This window comes from Methylobacterium sp. FF17, assembly GCF_025813715.1.
In the GTDB taxonomy this organism is placed as follows: Bacteria; Pseudomonadota; Alphaproteobacteria; order Rhizobiales; family Beijerinckiaceae; genus Methylobacterium; species Methylobacterium flocculans.
Genome location: NZ_CP107532.1, coordinates 2,401,875 through 2,417,115 on the forward strand (window position 1 = coordinate 2,401,875; position 15,241 = coordinate 2,417,115).

At 69.0% G+C, this 15,241-nt stretch carries 17 protein-coding genes; 9 read left to right on the forward strand and 8 right to left on the reverse strand.

Features of this window, described 5'->3' with window-relative positions; genetic code table 11:
* Nucleotides 1-54: 54 nt before the first annotated feature.
* Entirely contained in the window at nt 55-1,134 is a 1,080-nt protein-coding gene (gene gmd / locus OF380_RS11175) for a GDP-mannose 4,6-dehydratase (protein ID WP_264050830.1), read from the reverse strand.
* Between the two features lie 368 nt (nt 1,135-1,502).
* On the opposite strand from gmd, the gene OF380_RS11180 reads away from it, so the two are divergent.
* Nucleotides 1,503-1,778 (forward strand): adenylosuccinate synthase, encoded by a 276-nt coding sequence (locus OF380_RS11180; protein WP_264050831.1) that lies wholly within the window; start codon nt 1,503-1,505, stop codon nt 1,776-1,778.
* A 27-nt stretch (nt 1,779-1,805) separates the two neighbouring features.
* Here the strand turns inward: OF380_RS11180 and OF380_RS11185 are convergent, their stop codons facing one another.
* Genes OF380_RS11185 through OF380_RS11195 form a run of 3 tightly spaced genes read right to left on the reverse strand, consistent with a single transcriptional unit; the run spans nt 1,806 to nt 3,365 of the window.
* A complete protein-coding gene (locus tag OF380_RS11185) occupies nt 1,806-2,492 on the reverse strand; it encodes an alpha/beta hydrolase (protein WP_264050832.1) in 687 nt (228 codons plus the stop codon).
* A 13-nt stretch (nt 2,493-2,505) separates the two neighbouring features.
* Nucleotides 2,506-2,877, reverse strand: coding sequence for a YybH family protein (locus OF380_RS11190; RefSeq protein ID WP_264050833.1), 372 nt, complete (start codon nt 2,875-2,877; stop codon nt 2,506-2,508).
* Nucleotides 2,878-2,921: 44 nt separating this feature from the next.
* Entirely contained in the window at nt 2,922-3,365 is a 444-nt protein-coding gene (locus tag OF380_RS11195; protein ID WP_264050834.1) for an OsmC family protein, read from the reverse strand.
* Nucleotides 3,366-3,819: 454 nt separating this feature from the next.
* Between OF380_RS11195 and OF380_RS11200 the strand changes: the two genes are divergently transcribed.
* From OF380_RS11200 to OF380_RS11215, 4 genes are all read left to right on the forward strand, one after another.
* Entirely contained in the window at nt 3,820-4,236 is a 417-nt protein-coding gene (locus tag OF380_RS11200; protein WP_264051292.1) for a PAS domain-containing protein, read from the forward strand.
* A 120-nt stretch (nt 4,237-4,356) separates the two neighbouring features.
* Nucleotides 4,357-5,607, forward strand: coding sequence for a formyl-CoA transferase (gene frc, locus OF380_RS11205; RefSeq protein WP_264050835.1), 1,251 nt, complete (start codon nt 4,357-4,359; stop codon nt 5,605-5,607).
* Between the two features lie 160 nt (nt 5,608-5,767).
* Nucleotides 5,768-6,994, forward strand: coding sequence for an HPP family protein (locus OF380_RS11210; protein WP_264050836.1), 1,227 nt, complete (start codon nt 5,768-5,770; stop codon nt 6,992-6,994).
* 334 nt (nt 6,995-7,328) lie between these two features.
* Nucleotides 7,329-8,354: an EthD domain-containing protein gene (locus tag OF380_RS11215; RefSeq protein ID WP_264050837.1), complete on the forward strand. Its 1,026-nt coding sequence runs from the start codon at nt 7,329-7,331 to the stop codon at nt 8,352-8,354.
* A 70-nt stretch (nt 8,355-8,424) separates the two neighbouring features.
* Here the strand turns inward: OF380_RS11215 and OF380_RS11220 are convergent, their stop codons facing one another.
* From OF380_RS11220 to OF380_RS11235, 4 genes are all read right to left on the reverse strand, one after another.
* The gene (locus OF380_RS11220) at nt 8,425-9,369 is read right to left on the reverse strand and encodes a hypothetical protein (RefSeq protein WP_264050838.1); all 945 of its coding nucleotides are present in this window, start codon (nt 9,367-9,369) and stop codon (nt 8,425-8,427) included.
* A gap of 82 nt (nt 9,370-9,451) precedes the next feature.
* Nucleotides 9,452-9,859 (reverse strand): hypothetical protein, encoded by a 408-nt coding sequence (locus OF380_RS11225; protein ID WP_264050839.1) that lies wholly within the window; start codon nt 9,857-9,859, stop codon nt 9,452-9,454.
* A 146-nt stretch (nt 9,860-10,005) separates the two neighbouring features.
* Nucleotides 10,006-11,322 carry an oxalate/formate MFS antiporter gene (gene oxlT, locus OF380_RS11230; protein ID WP_264050840.1) on the reverse strand — a complete coding sequence of 439 codons (1,317 nt, stop codon included), beginning with the start codon at nt 11,320-11,322 and terminating at the stop codon, nt 10,006-10,008.
* 137 nt (nt 11,323-11,459) lie between these two features.
* Nucleotides 11,460-11,651 carry a hypothetical protein gene (locus OF380_RS11235; RefSeq protein WP_264050841.1) on the reverse strand — a complete coding sequence of 64 codons (192 nt, stop codon included), beginning with the start codon at nt 11,649-11,651 and terminating at the stop codon, nt 11,460-11,462.
* Between the two features lie 293 nt (nt 11,652-11,944).
* Between OF380_RS11235 and OF380_RS11240 the strand changes: the two genes are divergently transcribed.
* The 4 genes from OF380_RS11240 to OF380_RS11255 all read left to right on the forward strand — a co-directional run bounded on the left by OF380_RS11240 (nt 11,945) and on the right by OF380_RS11255 (nt 15,142).
* The gene (locus tag OF380_RS11240) at nt 11,945-12,388 is read left to right on the forward strand and encodes a CBS domain-containing protein (protein WP_264050842.1); all 444 of its coding nucleotides are present in this window, start codon (nt 11,945-11,947) and stop codon (nt 12,386-12,388) included.
* 248 nt (nt 12,389-12,636) lie between these two features.
* Nucleotides 12,637-12,921, forward strand: coding sequence for a hypothetical protein (locus OF380_RS11245; protein WP_264050843.1), 285 nt, complete (start codon nt 12,637-12,639; stop codon nt 12,919-12,921).
* Between the two features lie 28 nt (nt 12,922-12,949).
* On the forward strand, nt 12,950-14,785 hold the full coding sequence (locus OF380_RS11250) for a hypothetical protein (RefSeq protein WP_264050844.1): 1,836 nt from the start codon (nt 12,950-12,952) through the stop codon (nt 14,783-14,785).
* A 195-nt stretch (nt 14,786-14,980) separates the two neighbouring features.
* A complete protein-coding gene (locus tag OF380_RS11255) occupies nt 14,981-15,142 on the forward strand; it encodes a hypothetical protein (protein WP_264050845.1) in 162 nt (53 codons plus the stop codon).
* The last annotated feature ends 99 nt before the right edge of the window (nt 15,143-15,241 follow it).

Below are 15,241 nucleotides of genomic sequence, written 5' to 3' on the forward strand. Positions count from 1 at the left end.
GGGGCCGGTGAGACGCGATACAGGCCGGACGGGCCCCGGCAGCCGCGCACCGGTTCAGGCGGGCGTGCTGTTCCGGTGCCAGTCCGCGCCCTGGCTGTGGACCGAGGCGCGATCCGCTTCCACCATCTCGCGCACGAGTTCGTCGAACGGGATCGTGTGGCTCCAGCCGAGCTTCGTCCGGGCCTTGCTCGGATCGCCGAGGAGAAGGTCGACCTCGGTCGGGCGGAAGTAGCGCCCGTCGATGCGCACGAGGACGTCGCCGGTGCGCGCGTCGTACCCCTCTTCCGCGACGCCGGTGCCCCGCCAGGCGATGGTCCGGCCGGTCAGGGCGAAGCTCTTCTCCACGAACTCGCGCACGGAATGCAGTTCGCCGGTGGCGAGGACGTAATCGTCGCCCGCGTCCTGCTGCAGGATGCGCCACATCCCCTCGACGTAATCCCGCGCATGGCCCCAGTCGCGCTTGGCGTCGAGGTTTCCGAGGAAGAGCGTGTCCTGGAGCCCGGCCTCGATGGCGGCCACCGCCCGCGTGATCTTGCGGGTCACGAAGGTCTCGCCGCGGTTGGGGCTCTCGTGGTTGAACAGGATGCCGTTGGAGGCATGCATGCCGTAGGCTTCGCGGTAGTTCACCGTGATCCAGTAGGCGTAGAGCTTGGCGACGCCGTAGGGGCTGCGCGGATAGAACGGCGTGTTCTCGGTCTGCGGGGTCTCCCGGACCTTGCCGTAGAGTTCGGAGGTCGAGGCCTGGTAGAACCGCGCACGGTCGGTCAGCTTCAGGATGCGGATCGCCTCGAGGATCCGCAGCGTCCCCATCGCGTCCGAGTTCGCGGTGTATTCCGGCGTCTCGAAGCTGACCTGGACGTGGCTCTGCGCGCCCAGATTGTAGATCTCGTCGGGCGAGGTTTCCTGGATGATGCGGATGATGTTGGTCGAATCCGTCAGGTCGCCGTAGTGCAGGAAGAAGTTGTTCCCGTCGATATGCGGGTCGCGGTAGAGGTGATCCACCCGCCCGGTGTTGAAGGAGGAGGAGCGGCGCTTCACGCCGTGGACCTCGTAGCCCTTCTGCAGGAGCAACTCCGCGAGATAGCCGCCGTCCTGCCCGGTCACGCCGGTGATGAGCGCAATCTTCTTGGCCATTCGCTGTCCCCCTCCGGCCGTCAAGGGGTCCCGCCGGGTTCCGGTCCGTCATCGGGCGGTCACGGGCGCGGACGGCTTTCCCCAGTCTCGAAGGCGGTTGTTACGGGCAAGCGCCTAACAGAGTTGTAACGGCTCCGGCGAAGTTGTCGCCGGGCACCGCTGACGGTCGAAGCCCGGGATTTCAGCCGTGCGAGGCTGTTCCCCCGCGAGCGGCTTTCGCCGGCACCGATCGGCCCCGGCCGGCGTTGGAGCCCCAGGGATGCGCGACGCGCCGGCCGCGCCCGGTTCGCGCAAGGGCCGATCCCCCGTATCCTGTCGGTTCGGGGATGGTCGGGCAATACCGGGTGTTCCCCGTCACGGAGATCCACATGGCATTCAAGGCGAAATCCGCCTCCGAGACGAAGGCGGCCGAACTGGCCTCCGCCCTCATCCGCATCGCCGACCGGGGACAGGCGCCCCTGACCATCGGGGTGGACGACCTGCGGCAGGGCAACCCTCGCCTGACCCCCCTGGCGATCGGCCAGATGTACCGCAAGCACCGCGACCTGCTGGAGGAGGCCCTGAGCGCGCGCGGCTACAGCCTCGTGGACTACGCGGACCAGGGGCCGGGCCTCGGGATGGCCTTCGCGATCGACGCCGCCTGAGCCGCAGCCGACGAGACGGAACGCCGATCAGGCCTCCTCCCGAAAGATCAGGTCGACCGCCTGCGCCACCACCGCCGGATCGTAGGCGTGGGGGCCGTCATACTCGATCGCCGCCACCGCGTAGCCGGCCTCGCGCAGTTGGGCCGCGTGGATCCGGGCGCTGCGCGCGATGGGGATCTGCTCGTCGCGGGTGCCGTGGGTGATGACGATGCGCGGGGCGCCCGATTGCAGGTGCACCGACAGGAACCCCGCCGACGAGACAAGGAGGTGGGTGGCGACGTGGCCGTTGGCCAGCCCGAGGGACAGGGTGTAGCTGCCCCCGTCGGAATGGCCGGCGAAGACGAGGCGGCCGGGATCGAGCAGGAAGCGGGTGCCGACCTCCGCCAGCGCCGCGTCGACGCGCTCGCGGTCGGGCCCGTGCCCGCCGATCACGAGGTCCCAGGTCGGGAACACCGATTGCGGCAGGAGGAGCAGGAAGCCCCGCGCCGCGGCGTGGTCCCGCAGCATGGGCAGGATCTTCTCCGCGCTGCCGCCGCCCCCGTGGAACAGCACCACCAGGGGGGTCGGCCGGCGCGGGTCGATGCCGTCCGGCACCAGCAGCAGGGCATCCCGCTCGGGCGCGAGCCCGAGGGGATGGAGGCCGGGCGGCAGCGGCGCCCGGGTGGGGAGACGGTGCGCGAAGGCGAGCCGCCCGGCGAGTTGCGGATTGATCATGCGGGGAGCCGCCTCAATCCGCCTTGCCGGCGGTCGCCGGCTTGATCTTCAACTGGTCGATCAGCCAGCGCCAGCCGCCCCCCGCCTGGCGGCGCGCGGTCTCGGCCGAGATCGTGCCGTTGGGCAGGCGGGCGAAGGTCATGGCGAGGTCGCCGTTGCGGATCGCCGGCAAGGTCTCGGCGGCCGGAAACGCGGAGCGGCGCGCGAGCAGGTCCGTGTAGAACGCCCGGATCTCGGCGTGCCCCGTCGCCACCACCTTGCCGGCGGCCAGCACCGCATCCGGTTCGTAGAGCGCCACGAGGCCCTCCACGTCGCCCGCATTGGCGCGTTCGTTGAACAGGCGGGCGAGATCCTCGGGCTCCTCGGCGTGCACGGCTGTCGACATGGCGGAATCCTTTTCGGTTGGCGGGAGATGGATCGAGGTAGGGCTCAGGTCAGCAACGTGCCGGCCGCGTCGCGCACGGACACCGACACGGGGATGCCGGCCTGGACGCTCTCGGAGACGGTGCAGAAGCGCTGGAACTGCTCCAGCACCCGGTCGATGCGCGGCACCGCCTCGGCGCTCGCCCCGAGGGTGATGCCCACCGTGATGCCGGTGATGCGCAGGCGGTTCTCGGCGTTGCGGGTGACCGCGCAGCGGGCCTCCGCCCGGAGGCCGCCGGCCTCCTGCTTGAACTTGGCCAGCGCGAAGACGAGGCTGGCGCACAGGCAATTGGCCACCGCGCTCACCAGCAACTGTTCGGGGAACGGGCCCTCGCCGTTGCCGATCGGCGGGGCTTCATCGACGAGGAGCTGCGGCAGCACGCCCCCGAAATCGACCGCGAACCGGTAACCCTCGATCTGCGTGATCGTGATGCTCGGGCCCTCGCCCATGACGTCTCTCCCTTGTCGGCACCGGTCTTGTCGCGACCCGTCCGTTACTGATGGAACGTCCCGGGATCGGCCCCCGCTCCCGCGTCGCGTCTGACAATCCGTGGGCCCCGTCACCGGACCGGCCGGATCGGGACGCCGAGTCCGGCGGCCTCTGTTGACACCCCCGGATCGTTGGCATACCAAATACCAACGACGGAAGCAGAGAAAAAGCAAGTCGCCCAGCAAGTCGTTCGGGAAGTCATCGAGCCCGCTCATCGCGGTTCTGCGGCTTTCCCGAAAGCAAGTCCTCACGACGCTACCGGGCAGGGAGAGCCTGACGGTAAACAGAGGAGCGTTCCATGCCACTCCAACCCATCAGCCGTTCGCGACGTCTCGGTCCCTGCGTACCGTGAGGTCCGCCGGGGAGGGGCAGGTCGAGGGCCAGGGCCCGCAGGGCGCGACCTCGGCTCCCGAGATCGATCACGCGGGACTGATCGCGGCGGCGGGCGACGCCATCGTGGTCTCCGATCCGGACGGCGCGATCACCCTCTGGAATCCGGCCGCCACGCGCATCTTCGGCTACGCGGCGGAGGAGGCGCTCGGCCAGTCCCTCGACATCATCACGCCGGAGCGCCAGCGCCGCCGCCACTGGGACGGCTACGCCAAGACGATGCGGACGGGGGTGACCAAGTACGGCGCCGACGTCCTGCGGGTGCCGGCCATCCACAAGGACGGCCACGCCCTCTCCATCGCCTTCACGGTCGCGCTGCTGCACGGCCCCGACGACCAGGTCACGGGCATCGCCGCGATCATCCGCGACGAGACCCAGCGCTGGAACGACGAGCGCGACCTGCGCCGGCGCCTCACCGAACTCGAATCCCGCGTCGCCTGAGGGCGGCGCGTCGGACCCCGGCCAAGCCCAAGAACCCGGATCGACCGGGCAGACGTCACATCCCCCAAACAGACGTCACATCCCCAAGAAACATCGCAACACGACAGGGAGAACGCCACGATGACCAAGCCGCTCGAGGGTACCAAGATCATCGATTTCACCCACGTCCAGGCGGGGCCGGCCTGCACGCAGCTGCTGGCCTGGTTCGGCGCCGACGTGATCAAGGTCGAGCGCCCCGGCGCCGGCGACGTGACGCGCACCCAGCTCCGCCACGTGGAGGATGCGGACGCGCTCTACTTCACGATGCTTAACTCCAACAAGCGTTCGCTGACGCTGGACACCAAGACCCCCGAGGGCAAGGAAGTCCTGGAGACCCTGATCAAGCAATCCGACGTCATGGTCGAGAATTTCGGCCCCGGCGCTCTCGACCGCATGGGCTTCTCCTGGGCCCGCATCCAGGAACTGAACCCGGGCATGATCCTCGCCTCGGTGAAGGGCTTCTCGGACGGCCACCATTACGAGGACCTGAAGGTCTACGAGAACGTCGCTCAGTGCGCGGGCGGCGCCGCCTCGACCACCGGTTTCTGGGACGGCCCGCCCACCGTCAGCGCCGCCGCCCTCGGTGACTCGAACACCGGCATGCACCTCGCCATCGGCATCCTCACGGCGCTCCACCAGAAGAACAAGACCGGCAAGGGCCAGAAGGTCGCCGTCTCCATGCAGGATTCGGTGCTCAATCTCTGCCGCGTGAAGCTGCGCGACCAGCAGCGCCTCGACGCGCTCGGCTACCTCGAGGAATACCCCCAGTACCCGCACGGCGAGTTCTCGGACGTGGTGCCGCGCGGCGGCAACGCGGGCGGCGGCGGCCAGCCGGGCTGGGTGCTGAAGTGCAAGGGCTGGGAGACCGACCCGAACGCCTACATCTACTTCACGATCCAGGGCCATGCCTGGGCCCCGATCTGCAAGGCGATCGGCCGCGAGGAGTGGATCGACGATCCGGCCTACAACACGGCGCGGGCCCGCCAGGACAAGATCATGGACATCTTCGGCACCATCGAGGAGTGGCTCGCCGACAAGACCAAGTTCGAGGCCGTCGACATCCTGCGCAAGTTCGACATCCCGTGCTCGCCGGTGCTGTCGATGAAGGAACTCTCCGTCGATCCGTCCCTGCGCGCCAGCGGCACCATCGTCGAGGTCCAGCACCCGAAGCTCGGCTCGTACCTGACGGTGGGAAGCCCGATCAAGTTCTCCGACATGCCGGTCGAGGTGAAGGCCTCGCCGCTCCTCGGCGAGCACACCGACGAAGTCCTGCTCGACCTCGGCTACACCCAGCAGCAGATCGAGCAGCTGCACCAGTCCCGCGCCGTCTGAGGCGGACGCGGCGCCGGGAGCGCCCGACGAACACCACGGCGCGCCGCGAGGCGCGCCGTCTCTCGTTCAAGGGGACCGGGCCCGCGCGGTGGGGGCTTGCCCGGACGGCGTCCGGTGAGGCAGGCGCGGTCCCGGTCTCGAAGGTGAGGTCGACCCTCCGATGCGATTTGCCCTGCGCACCCTGATCCCCGAAGCCGCGCCCCTCAGCCTGCGCGAGCGCCTGCGCGCGGCCGGCGGGGCGCTCGTCGGCATCCTCGCCACGGGGCTGGTCTGCCGCGCGGCGCTGGGGCCCGAGACCGCCCTGCCGATCCTGATCGCCCCGATGGGGGCCTCGGCGGTGCTGCTGTTCGCGGTGCCGGCGAGCCCCCTGGCCCAGCCCTGGTCGATCGTCGGCGGCAACGCGGTGGCGGCCCTCGTCGGCGTCACCGCCGCGCTGCTGGTGCCCAACCCCTACGTCGCCGCCGCGCTCGCCATCAGCGTCGCCATCGCGCTGATGATGGCTTTGCGCTGCCTGCACCCGCCGAGCGGCGCCGTGGCGCTGACGGCGGTGCTCGGCGGCGCCCCGATCCGCGAGCTCGGCTACGGCTTCGCCCTGTGGCCGGTGGCGGCGAACTCGCTGCTGCTGCTGGCGGTGGCGCTGCTGTTCAACAACCTGACGGGGCGGGCCTACCCGCACGTCCTGCCGAAGGCGCCGGCCGGCCACGGCACCGGCGACCCGGCGCCGTCCGCGCGGGCCGGCATCACCGCCTCCGACCTCGACGCGGTGCTCAAGGATTTCGACCAGGTCCTCGACGTGCGCCGCTCCGACCTCGAGGCGATCGTGCTGCAGGCGCAGATCCACTCCTACCGGCGCCGCACCGGCCAGGCGACCTGCGCGGAGATCATGTCCCGCGACGTCATCGCCATCGGCCCCGAGGCGCCCCTGCACGAGGCCCTCGACCTCCTGCGGCGCCACCACATCAAGGCCCTGCCGGTCACCGACGAGGGCGCGCGGGTGCTCGGCATCGTCACCCAGACCGACCTCCTCGACAAGACGCGCTGGGATCAGGCCGGGCCGCGCCTCGGCCCGCGCCGCCGCCTCAGCCTGACGCTCAGCCGGGGCCGCGCCCCGCATGGCTGCGTGGAGGACATCATGACGGCGCCCGTGATCAGCGCGCGCCCCGACACCCCCATCGCCGACCTCGTGCTCTGGATGTCGGATGCGGGCCTGCACCACCTGCCCGTGGTGGGGCCGGACGAGCGCCTCGTCGGCATCGTCTCGCAGACGGACCTCGTGGCCGAACTCCTCGCCGATGCCGCCGAGCGCCACCGGCCCGCCGGCGATGCGAAGCGGGATTCGGGGATCCACCCGGTGGGGCGGCAACCCGCGACGCCTCTGCCGGTCTGATCCCGGAAGGCTCTCGCCGCCCCGCCTTTCCGGGAACCCGCGGGTCCCCTCTCCTTCGGGCGGAGGACAGGGTGAGGGACGTGGCCTCTCCGGGGATGGACGATCCCTCACCCCGAACCTCACCCGAAGAGGAGGGAGCCCCGCGTCGGGCGTCTCGGCCTTGCGAACCCGTCAACCGAACGCCGCATGAGGCCGCCGCGTCGGCGCCCGGAGGCATGCGGGGCGCTCAAGGCCGGGTGGCGTCCGGCCAGTTCGCGTGAACCGAAGCCGGGCTCCGGCGGTATCCGCCGCGAAGGAGTCCGCATGAGCACCGAGACATGATGAGCACCGAGACATGAGCACCGAGACCAACCGCCGCGACGGAGCCGACCTCTCTCGCTCGGACCTGCTGCAGCGTCCGCCGCACGGCCGCCTCGTCGGCGCGACGACGAAGCCCCTGATCGTGACGCCGACCTTCGTCTCGCGCACCGACGCGACCCCGGAGGCGGTGCGCCCGCACGATGCGGGCTCGGGCGTGAACCGCTCCGGCGCCGAGGTCGCCCATCCGGACCGGCACCCGAGCGCCCTGGCCCTGGAGCCGGACCCGAACCGCGCCTTCGAGCATTTCGACGAATACTGGCGCAAGGTGCACGGCCCGAAATTCGCCTATGCGGAGCCCGGCGCCGCCAACGACGCGGTGCTGCGCTACGACCAGCTCCACCGGATCGCCTCCGGCCCGTCCTCGGCCTTCCGGCCGCCCTACCGGGCCATGGTGGACGGGAGCGGCCGCCTCGTCGGCGACCCCGCCGCCCGCGTGCCGGCCTATCGCCGCCCGCGCTGGGATGGCCTCGCCTACATCGCCTACGGGTCCGAAACCGAGATCACGGCGGTGCTCGGTCAGGAGCAGTACGCCAGGCGCATCATCGCCGACGAGCAGGTCGCCTTCCGGATGGTGACGCGCGAAGTCGCCCGGGAATACATCATCATCCCGAGCGAGCGGCACCGCGACCCGGTCAGCCTCGTCAAGATCCACCGCCGGCGCCCGGACCTGACGCGCGCCGCGTTCCAGGAACGCTGGCTCGGGGTCCATGCCGACCTCGTGGCCGGCAAGGCGGCGAGCGCGGCCTATGTCCGGCGCTACGCCCAGCTCCACCCCTTCGGATCGACCCAGGACGATCCCGAAGGCTCCCGGATCGACGGCATCTCGGTCCTGTCCTTCGCTTCCCTGAACGACGTCGAGGATTACCTGATCACGCCCGACCACGCGGCCATCGAGGCGGACGAGGCGGACTTCACCGATCCGGCCGCCTCGGAGTTCTGGACGGCGGTGACCTACGCCGTGATCAACCGCCTGATGCCGGAACTTGCGACCGAGCGCTGACGCCGCCTCCGCCCGCCCGCGGGACGGAGCGGCGTCGCTCGGGCCGCGCGGCCGGGGCTGGTGAACCGCCTCAGGGTTGGACGGTGAAGCGCTGGCTGTATTCGACGGGGCCGTCGTTATGGCTCACGTCGACCCGGTACAGGCCCGGGGGCCAGCCCGCATCGGGCTTGCTCAGGCTGGACGAGACGGTGGGACTCGCCCCCAGCGGGATCGAGGTGGTGGCGATCGTGTAATTCGCCGGTGCGCCGTCCGCCTTCTCGGCGATCCAGGCCGTCGTCAGGCTGTCGCCGGTCTTGACCGCGCGGACCGCCAGAGCCAGCAGGATCTTGGGCGTGGTGCGGGCGAAGACCGTCTGGGGCGGGACGTCGCCGTCGCCCGGGAAGGTCATGGCCTTCGCGACATGGGCCGAATCCGACGGTGACGGGGCCGAGCCCGCGAAGGCCACCGACGCCGCGGCGGCCGCCATCGGCGCGGCCGCGGCGGGCACCGGCGCGACCGGCGACGGAGCCGCGGCGACGGGCGCCCTGGCCGGCGCGCTGTCGCAGCGGCGCAGCGACTCGTAGGCCTCGGGGAACCCGGCGAGCTTGAAGTCCGCGTCGGCGCCGTCGAGCTTGAGCACCATGATCTTGGCGGCCAGGAGGTTCGGCACGATGGTGTCGGGCAGGAGCGCCGTCAGGCTCTGGCCGTCGCCCGTCCAGGCCGATTTCGCGATGACGACCTTCTTGTCGAGGACGAACGGCACCCGGAGCTTCTCGTCCTTGTCCCAGGTCCAGTGCTCGTAGACGAAGCTCAGGAGGGCCTGGTCCCCCGCCAGCGCGAAGATCAGGGCGTTCACGGCGTCGTCGTCGTCGGGGTCCTTGTAGGACTTGCTCATCAGGCAGACCGGCCCCTTCGTGCCGGGCGCCGTGCGCTCGATCTCCCAGCCCTTGACCGTCTCGAACGGGGTCTCGCCCGCCGCCCGCGCGGGGCCGGCGAGCAGGAGGGCCAGGGCCGTCACGGTGGCGATGCGTCTCATGGTGTCCTCCGGGCGACGGGGGCGTCGCCATGGCCATCGACCTGCGCGGCCGACAGGAGCGCGGAGGCAGTGCGGACGAAGCTTAGCGGCCAAGTTCCGAATATAGCCAGGACGCGGCGGGGCCCTCTTCGAAGATCGGTAAACAATCCCTCGCTGCGGCGGAGGGTGAGGACCCGCGGGGATTCCCGGCGCGCAGGCCCGTCCGATCCGCCGGTGCCTGCGCCGCGCAGGGCAGCCGTGGGCCCGCGATCCCATCCTCCGCCCGGTCTCCCGCCAGCGCCTCGAACGGCAACCAGCCGGTGAACGGATCGAGCGCCGCGGGATCGGCCGACCGGTACCAGCGCCAGACCTGATGCGCCGCGTTCGGCGCGTACCAGCGCCCGCGCCGTCCCTCCGCCAGGATGGGGCCGAGGGTAAGATGGTTGAGCCAGATCCGCGCTACCGTCTCCGGGGCGGTGGACATCGGGTGCCAGGGGGCGGTGGGCGGCATCGAGCATCTCCGGTGCGACGGGCGGGGCTTCGACGTGTAGAGCGGGGCTTCGAGGCGTGAGCCCGGCTCCGAAAACGGGCGCGGGGGCCTGGACGTGGTGTCCGGCCCCCGCGCGTCGTGGCGACGGTGATCCCGTCAGTCCGGCCTCACGCCACGGCGACGCGGGGGGCGGGCTTCGTCTCGTCGGAGACGGCGAGCGCCTGGGCGACGACCCGCTTGCGCCAGGGCTTCAGCACCGCGATGGCGAGCAGCGAGGCCAGCACGTTGGCGCCGGCCGCCACCAGGAACACGCCGTCCCAGCTGTTGGTGGCCTGCTGGAGATAGTTCGCCACCGGCACGAGGAGGGCCGCCGTGCCCTTGGCGGTGTAGAGCAGGCCCGCATTGGTGGCGGCGAACTTGGTGCCGAAGGTGTCCGTGCAGGTCGAGGGGAAGAGGGAGTAGATCTCGCCCCAGGCGAAGAACACGAACCCGGACAGAAGCACGAACCACAGCGGGTCATGACCCCAGAGGTAGAGCATGTAGATGCCGAAACCTTCCATGGCAAAGGCGATGAACATGGTGTTCTCGCGGCCGATCTTGTCCGAGACCCAGCCGAAGAACGGACGCGTCAAGCCGTTGAGCACGCGGTCGATGGTGGCCGCGAAGGTGATCGCCACCATGGTGATGCCCATGATCGTGACCGGGACCTTGTCGACGCCGATGTCGGAGGCGATGGGCTTGAGGTTGGCGGTGATCATCAGGCCGCCGGCGCCGACGATGACGAACATGAAGTACATCAGCCAGAAGATCGGCTGGCGGGCGACCTCGCCGGGGGTGTAGTTGCGCCGGGTCTGGATGATGTTGGCATTCGCCACGACTTCCGGAACCTGGCCCTTCTTCGGCGAGGTGAAGAAGAACGCCAGCGCGCAGACGACGATGCCCTGGCCGATGCCGAAGTTGAAGAACGCAGCCTGGAAGCCGTGATCGGCGATCATCCACTGGATCGGGGCGACGGTCAGCGCCGAGCCCGCGCCGAAGCCGGCGGCGATGATGCCGGCGGCCAGACCCCGCTTGTCGGGGAACCACTTCAGGGCCGAACCCACGCAGGTGCCGTAGACCGCGCCCGCGCCGATGCCGGCGACGACCTGGCCGAGATAGAACATGTTCAGCGAGGTGGCGTAGGAGTTGATGACCCAGCCGATGCCGCAGAGCAGGCCGCCGAACAGCACCACGACGCGCGGGCCGTACTTGTCCACGAACCAGCCCTCGACCGGCACCAGCCAGGTCTCGAACAGCACGAACAGGGTGAAGGCCCACTGGATGGCGGCGCGGTCGAAGCCGAACTTCTTCTGGATGTCGGGGACGAAGAACGTCCAGCCGTATTGCAGGTTGGCGATCATCACCATGCAGATGACGCCGATGACGAGCTGTCCCCATCGATAACCGTCGGAGACGGGTTGGCTCGCAGTCTCTACCCTGGACATGGCATTCCTCCGGAAAGCTTGGTTGAAACGTGGGACGCGCGCGGTTCTTCGTCCGTCTTCGCGTCAAGGCCGTGTGTGCCGAACGTGACGTCGGCTTGGTATGTGGAATACCAGGGTCTCTCGCGACGCGGCACCCGTCAAGAGTAGGATTTCGGGAATTCGATGCCGCGCCGCAGCAAAACTGCGGGATTCATCACATTCGTCGGGACTTTCGAAGCTTTTCGAGGGGCGCGCGCAGTAGAGATCACGGGATCGCCGCCGGTGATAGTCGTGCGGGAAACGGCCGGGATCGCCGCGCCGCGCAGGCGGTCGGATCGCGCAAAATGCATGATCCTGCATCCTCTTAAGGCGGCCCGTACAAGGGAGCTTCCGGGGACTCGACCGGGCCGATCGGCCCTGTCCGGGACCGTTTCGGGGTGCAATGCAGCAGGAAATTTCCTTCGACGGGCGGGTTTCGACGTTTGGTCCCGAAGCGTTCGAAGGCGCCGCAGGATTGGCTGCCAACAAATCGTCGACTCTGTCAGGCGCGGCGGCAGGATATTTCAGATCGCCGGTTGACGGTTGAAATTCTGTATACCAGTGTCGCTGCAACAAGAATTCATGGGTTCGGAGGGGCCGCGCCATGCCCGAAGGCCAGCAAGCGCGCAGCGATGGCGCGCGTGTGCGAACGATCCGCATGCATCATTCGGTGCGCGATGCCATTCGGATTCTGTCGCAGCCGGATGTTGATGCCGTGATCGTCGTGGACGGGGAGCGCGACGACAGCGGCGGCTTCATCGGAATCCTGACGGAGCGCGAGATCTTCCGTGCGATGGCCGATCAGGGACTGGATGTCCTCGACCATCTCGTCTGGACGTTGACCACGGGCGAATTCGCCTCCGTGGACATCCAGGCGACGCCCGCCGACCGCCTGCAGGCCTTCTGCGCGCACAAGGTCAACCACCTGGCGATCATGGACGGCCTCTGCCTGCATGCGGTCGAGAGCATCTGGGACTGTGTCGCGCAAGGTTCAGGCGGGGCGATGTCGAGCGGAGCGCCGGTGGACGAAGCTTACGGTCGGTCTTGAGCGCTGCAACGCAGAATTGCGACGGGTTTCCCTGATCATCTCTCAGGTGGCGGGTGCGTCGTCTCTGCAAGGCTCCGGATCATGCACTGCAAAAAGCGGCGTTCGGCGCGCAAATACTTTTGCGTCTGGGTTTATCTTGACCCCATGCGACATGGAATACACTTTCAATCGGTGTCCTCGGCGCTTCCCGGCGCGGCGGGCCCCGCGGCCCCGCAGCGGCCGGTTCTGACAGGAAGGAAACGGGACTGATGCGTTATCTGGCGATCCTCGACTGCCCCGTGACCTTCAGCGGCGAGAACAGCTACGGGATGACCAGCGTCGACATGTGCCCGTCCGCCGGGATCACGCGCGGCCTCATCAGCCGCCACGTGAAGGTGGTCGACGGCCGCCTGATCGCGGTCTGCATCTGGACGAGCGAGTTCTGCAGCCGGGTGTTCTTCGACACGGCCTGGTACGAAAAGGCCGGCGAACTCTGGGGCGACCAGTACCAGCTCCGGCTCGAGGCCATCGACGAAGAGACCCAGGCGGCCTGAACACCAAACCTGGTGGGGAGCAAGGCGCATGCCGAATCGCGCCGGGTCGCTCCCGCCGGACCCGGACGATGCCGCGCCTTACGGCCCCTGGAACCCTGGAATCGAGTCGAGCCTGCCCCGGGCGATCCTGCCGCTCGCCACGGTGTTCCGGCCCGAGAACGTCGAGACCTCCCTCGCCGACGCGTTCGAGATGAGCGACGTCAGCGGCCTGCCGCTGACCCACCTCGTGCGCTTCCGGGCCGGTCGCCTCGTCATCCACGAGGTCCTGATCCGGGTGATGGCGGATCTGTCCGTCCCGGTGGGGCAGACCTACGGCGACCTCGGCGTGAACTTTCGCGCGATCGTCTCGGCGATCCTGCGGGGTGAGATTGCTACACAGGCCCTGCCGCTTGATGCACGTCTGGCGGTCCTCCGCGCGCATACTGATGCACTCTTGGAAACCGAGATTTCCGCGATGCTCGGGGAGGGCGCGCGCGGCGAGGCCCCGTCCCGACGCCGGGGTTGGGCGGCGCTCTTTCGACGGGAAACGGTCCCCGGCCGGCACCCCACCGCATCTCTCGACCCGGAAACCCGCGCCGCACGGCACCTGGAGGATTGGGAGCAGCGAGCCGCCGCCTCGGGCGATCCCCGGGCCATCGCGGCCTGCGCCGCCCTGGGAAACGTGGTCGCGAGCCTGATCGGCCGGCGCGGATTCCTCGTTCGCGACAAGGCTTTGCTGAAGCAGCTCGCGCTCACCCTGGTGTCGAACGGCTATGGCAGCCGCGTCCTCGGCGAGTTGATCGAGCCCTGGGTGCAGGCGGTGATCGAGCGCGAAGGTTTCGTGCGCCTCACCCCGCAGGCCTCCCCGGTCATCATGAACGTGAAGGGCTCGTCCGCCTCCGGCAAGAGCACGATCCGGCCGTATCAGCGTGCGCTGACGCAGGCGCTCGGGCTGGACTGGGCTGATTTTGCGCTTATCACACCGGATGTCTGGCGGAAATACCTGCTCGATTACAACAGCCTCGGCGACGCCTGGCGCTATGCCGGGCCGCTCACCGGGCACGAGGTCGAGATCATCGATCGAAAGCTCGACGGATACATGGCGCGCAAGGCCGATGCGGGGCGCATTTCGCACCTGCTCATCGATCGCTTTCGGTTCGACAGCTTCGCGGTCAATCCCGGGACCGAACTCGGCAGCCAGCTCCTCACCCGCTTCGGACGCCAAGTCTACATGCAGTTCATGATCACCCCGCCGGACGCGACGGTGGAACGGGCCTGGAAACGCGGCGAACAGTTCGGCCGCTACAAGGCCGTGGAGGACCTCCTCGCCCACAACGTCGAAGCCTATACGGGCATGCCACGGCTGTTCTTCACCTGGGTTCTACGCACGGACAAGGAGGTCCACTTCGAGTTTCTCGACAACAGCGTGCCCGAGGGTGAGCGGCCGCGCACGATTGCTTTCGGCACGAATGGCGAAATGAACATCCTCGACGTGCGATTCCTGTTCGACATCGACCGCTACCGGGCCATCAACATCCAGGCTCGCGCTCCCGAGGAGGTCTATGCCGGCCTGCCGCCGCGGGACGCGCCGGGCGACATGCGCTTCCTGCGCGATTGCCTGCGCCGGATGACCACGATCCGCTTCGCCGATCACGCCACGGGACGGGTCCTCGCCCGGCTCGACCACGGTCGCCTGACCGGTCTCGAGGAGGACGCCGCAGCGATCCACGGGGTCCTCGCAGCCCTGGAATTGCTGCCGACGGCGCGGCCGGTCGCCACCTGCGGAGAGACCCTGTGCCAGCGTCAGGCCCGCACCCTCGGCGCCTGGGGGCAGGGCGGCAGGCAACGGATCCCCGTTGAGGCAGCACCGCGCCATTTCGCGTAAGCAACTCACTTTGTTGAGGTATCGACGCTAGGGTTTCCCATCGCGGATGGGCCCGGCGGTGGCTCGGGCCGGTCCCCGGTCTGGTGTGCCAGCTTACAGCCATGCTTTCGGAACAGCCCTGATGGCTGGAATGTGATATATCCAATCGCAGTGCAACATGGCACAACGGCACCGCACCATCCCGGGAGGCCCGCCATGCTCGCAACCGTTCTCGTCTCGACCGTCAGCCTGATCGCCCTGCAGGTCATCCTCGTGGTCAAGCTGGCGGATTGGATGTCCCGGGCCACCGGCAAGGTCGAGGGCCGCAACCCGGTCGTGTCCGGCAGCGTCAACGGCCGCTTCGCGGGCATCGCCTGAAGCGCGACGACATTCCCATAAAAGAATGCGCAGTATCGAGGAAATCGATACCGCGCGAGGTGGGAGAAGAGACCTTAGGTGAAGTGTAACGGGTGGGTG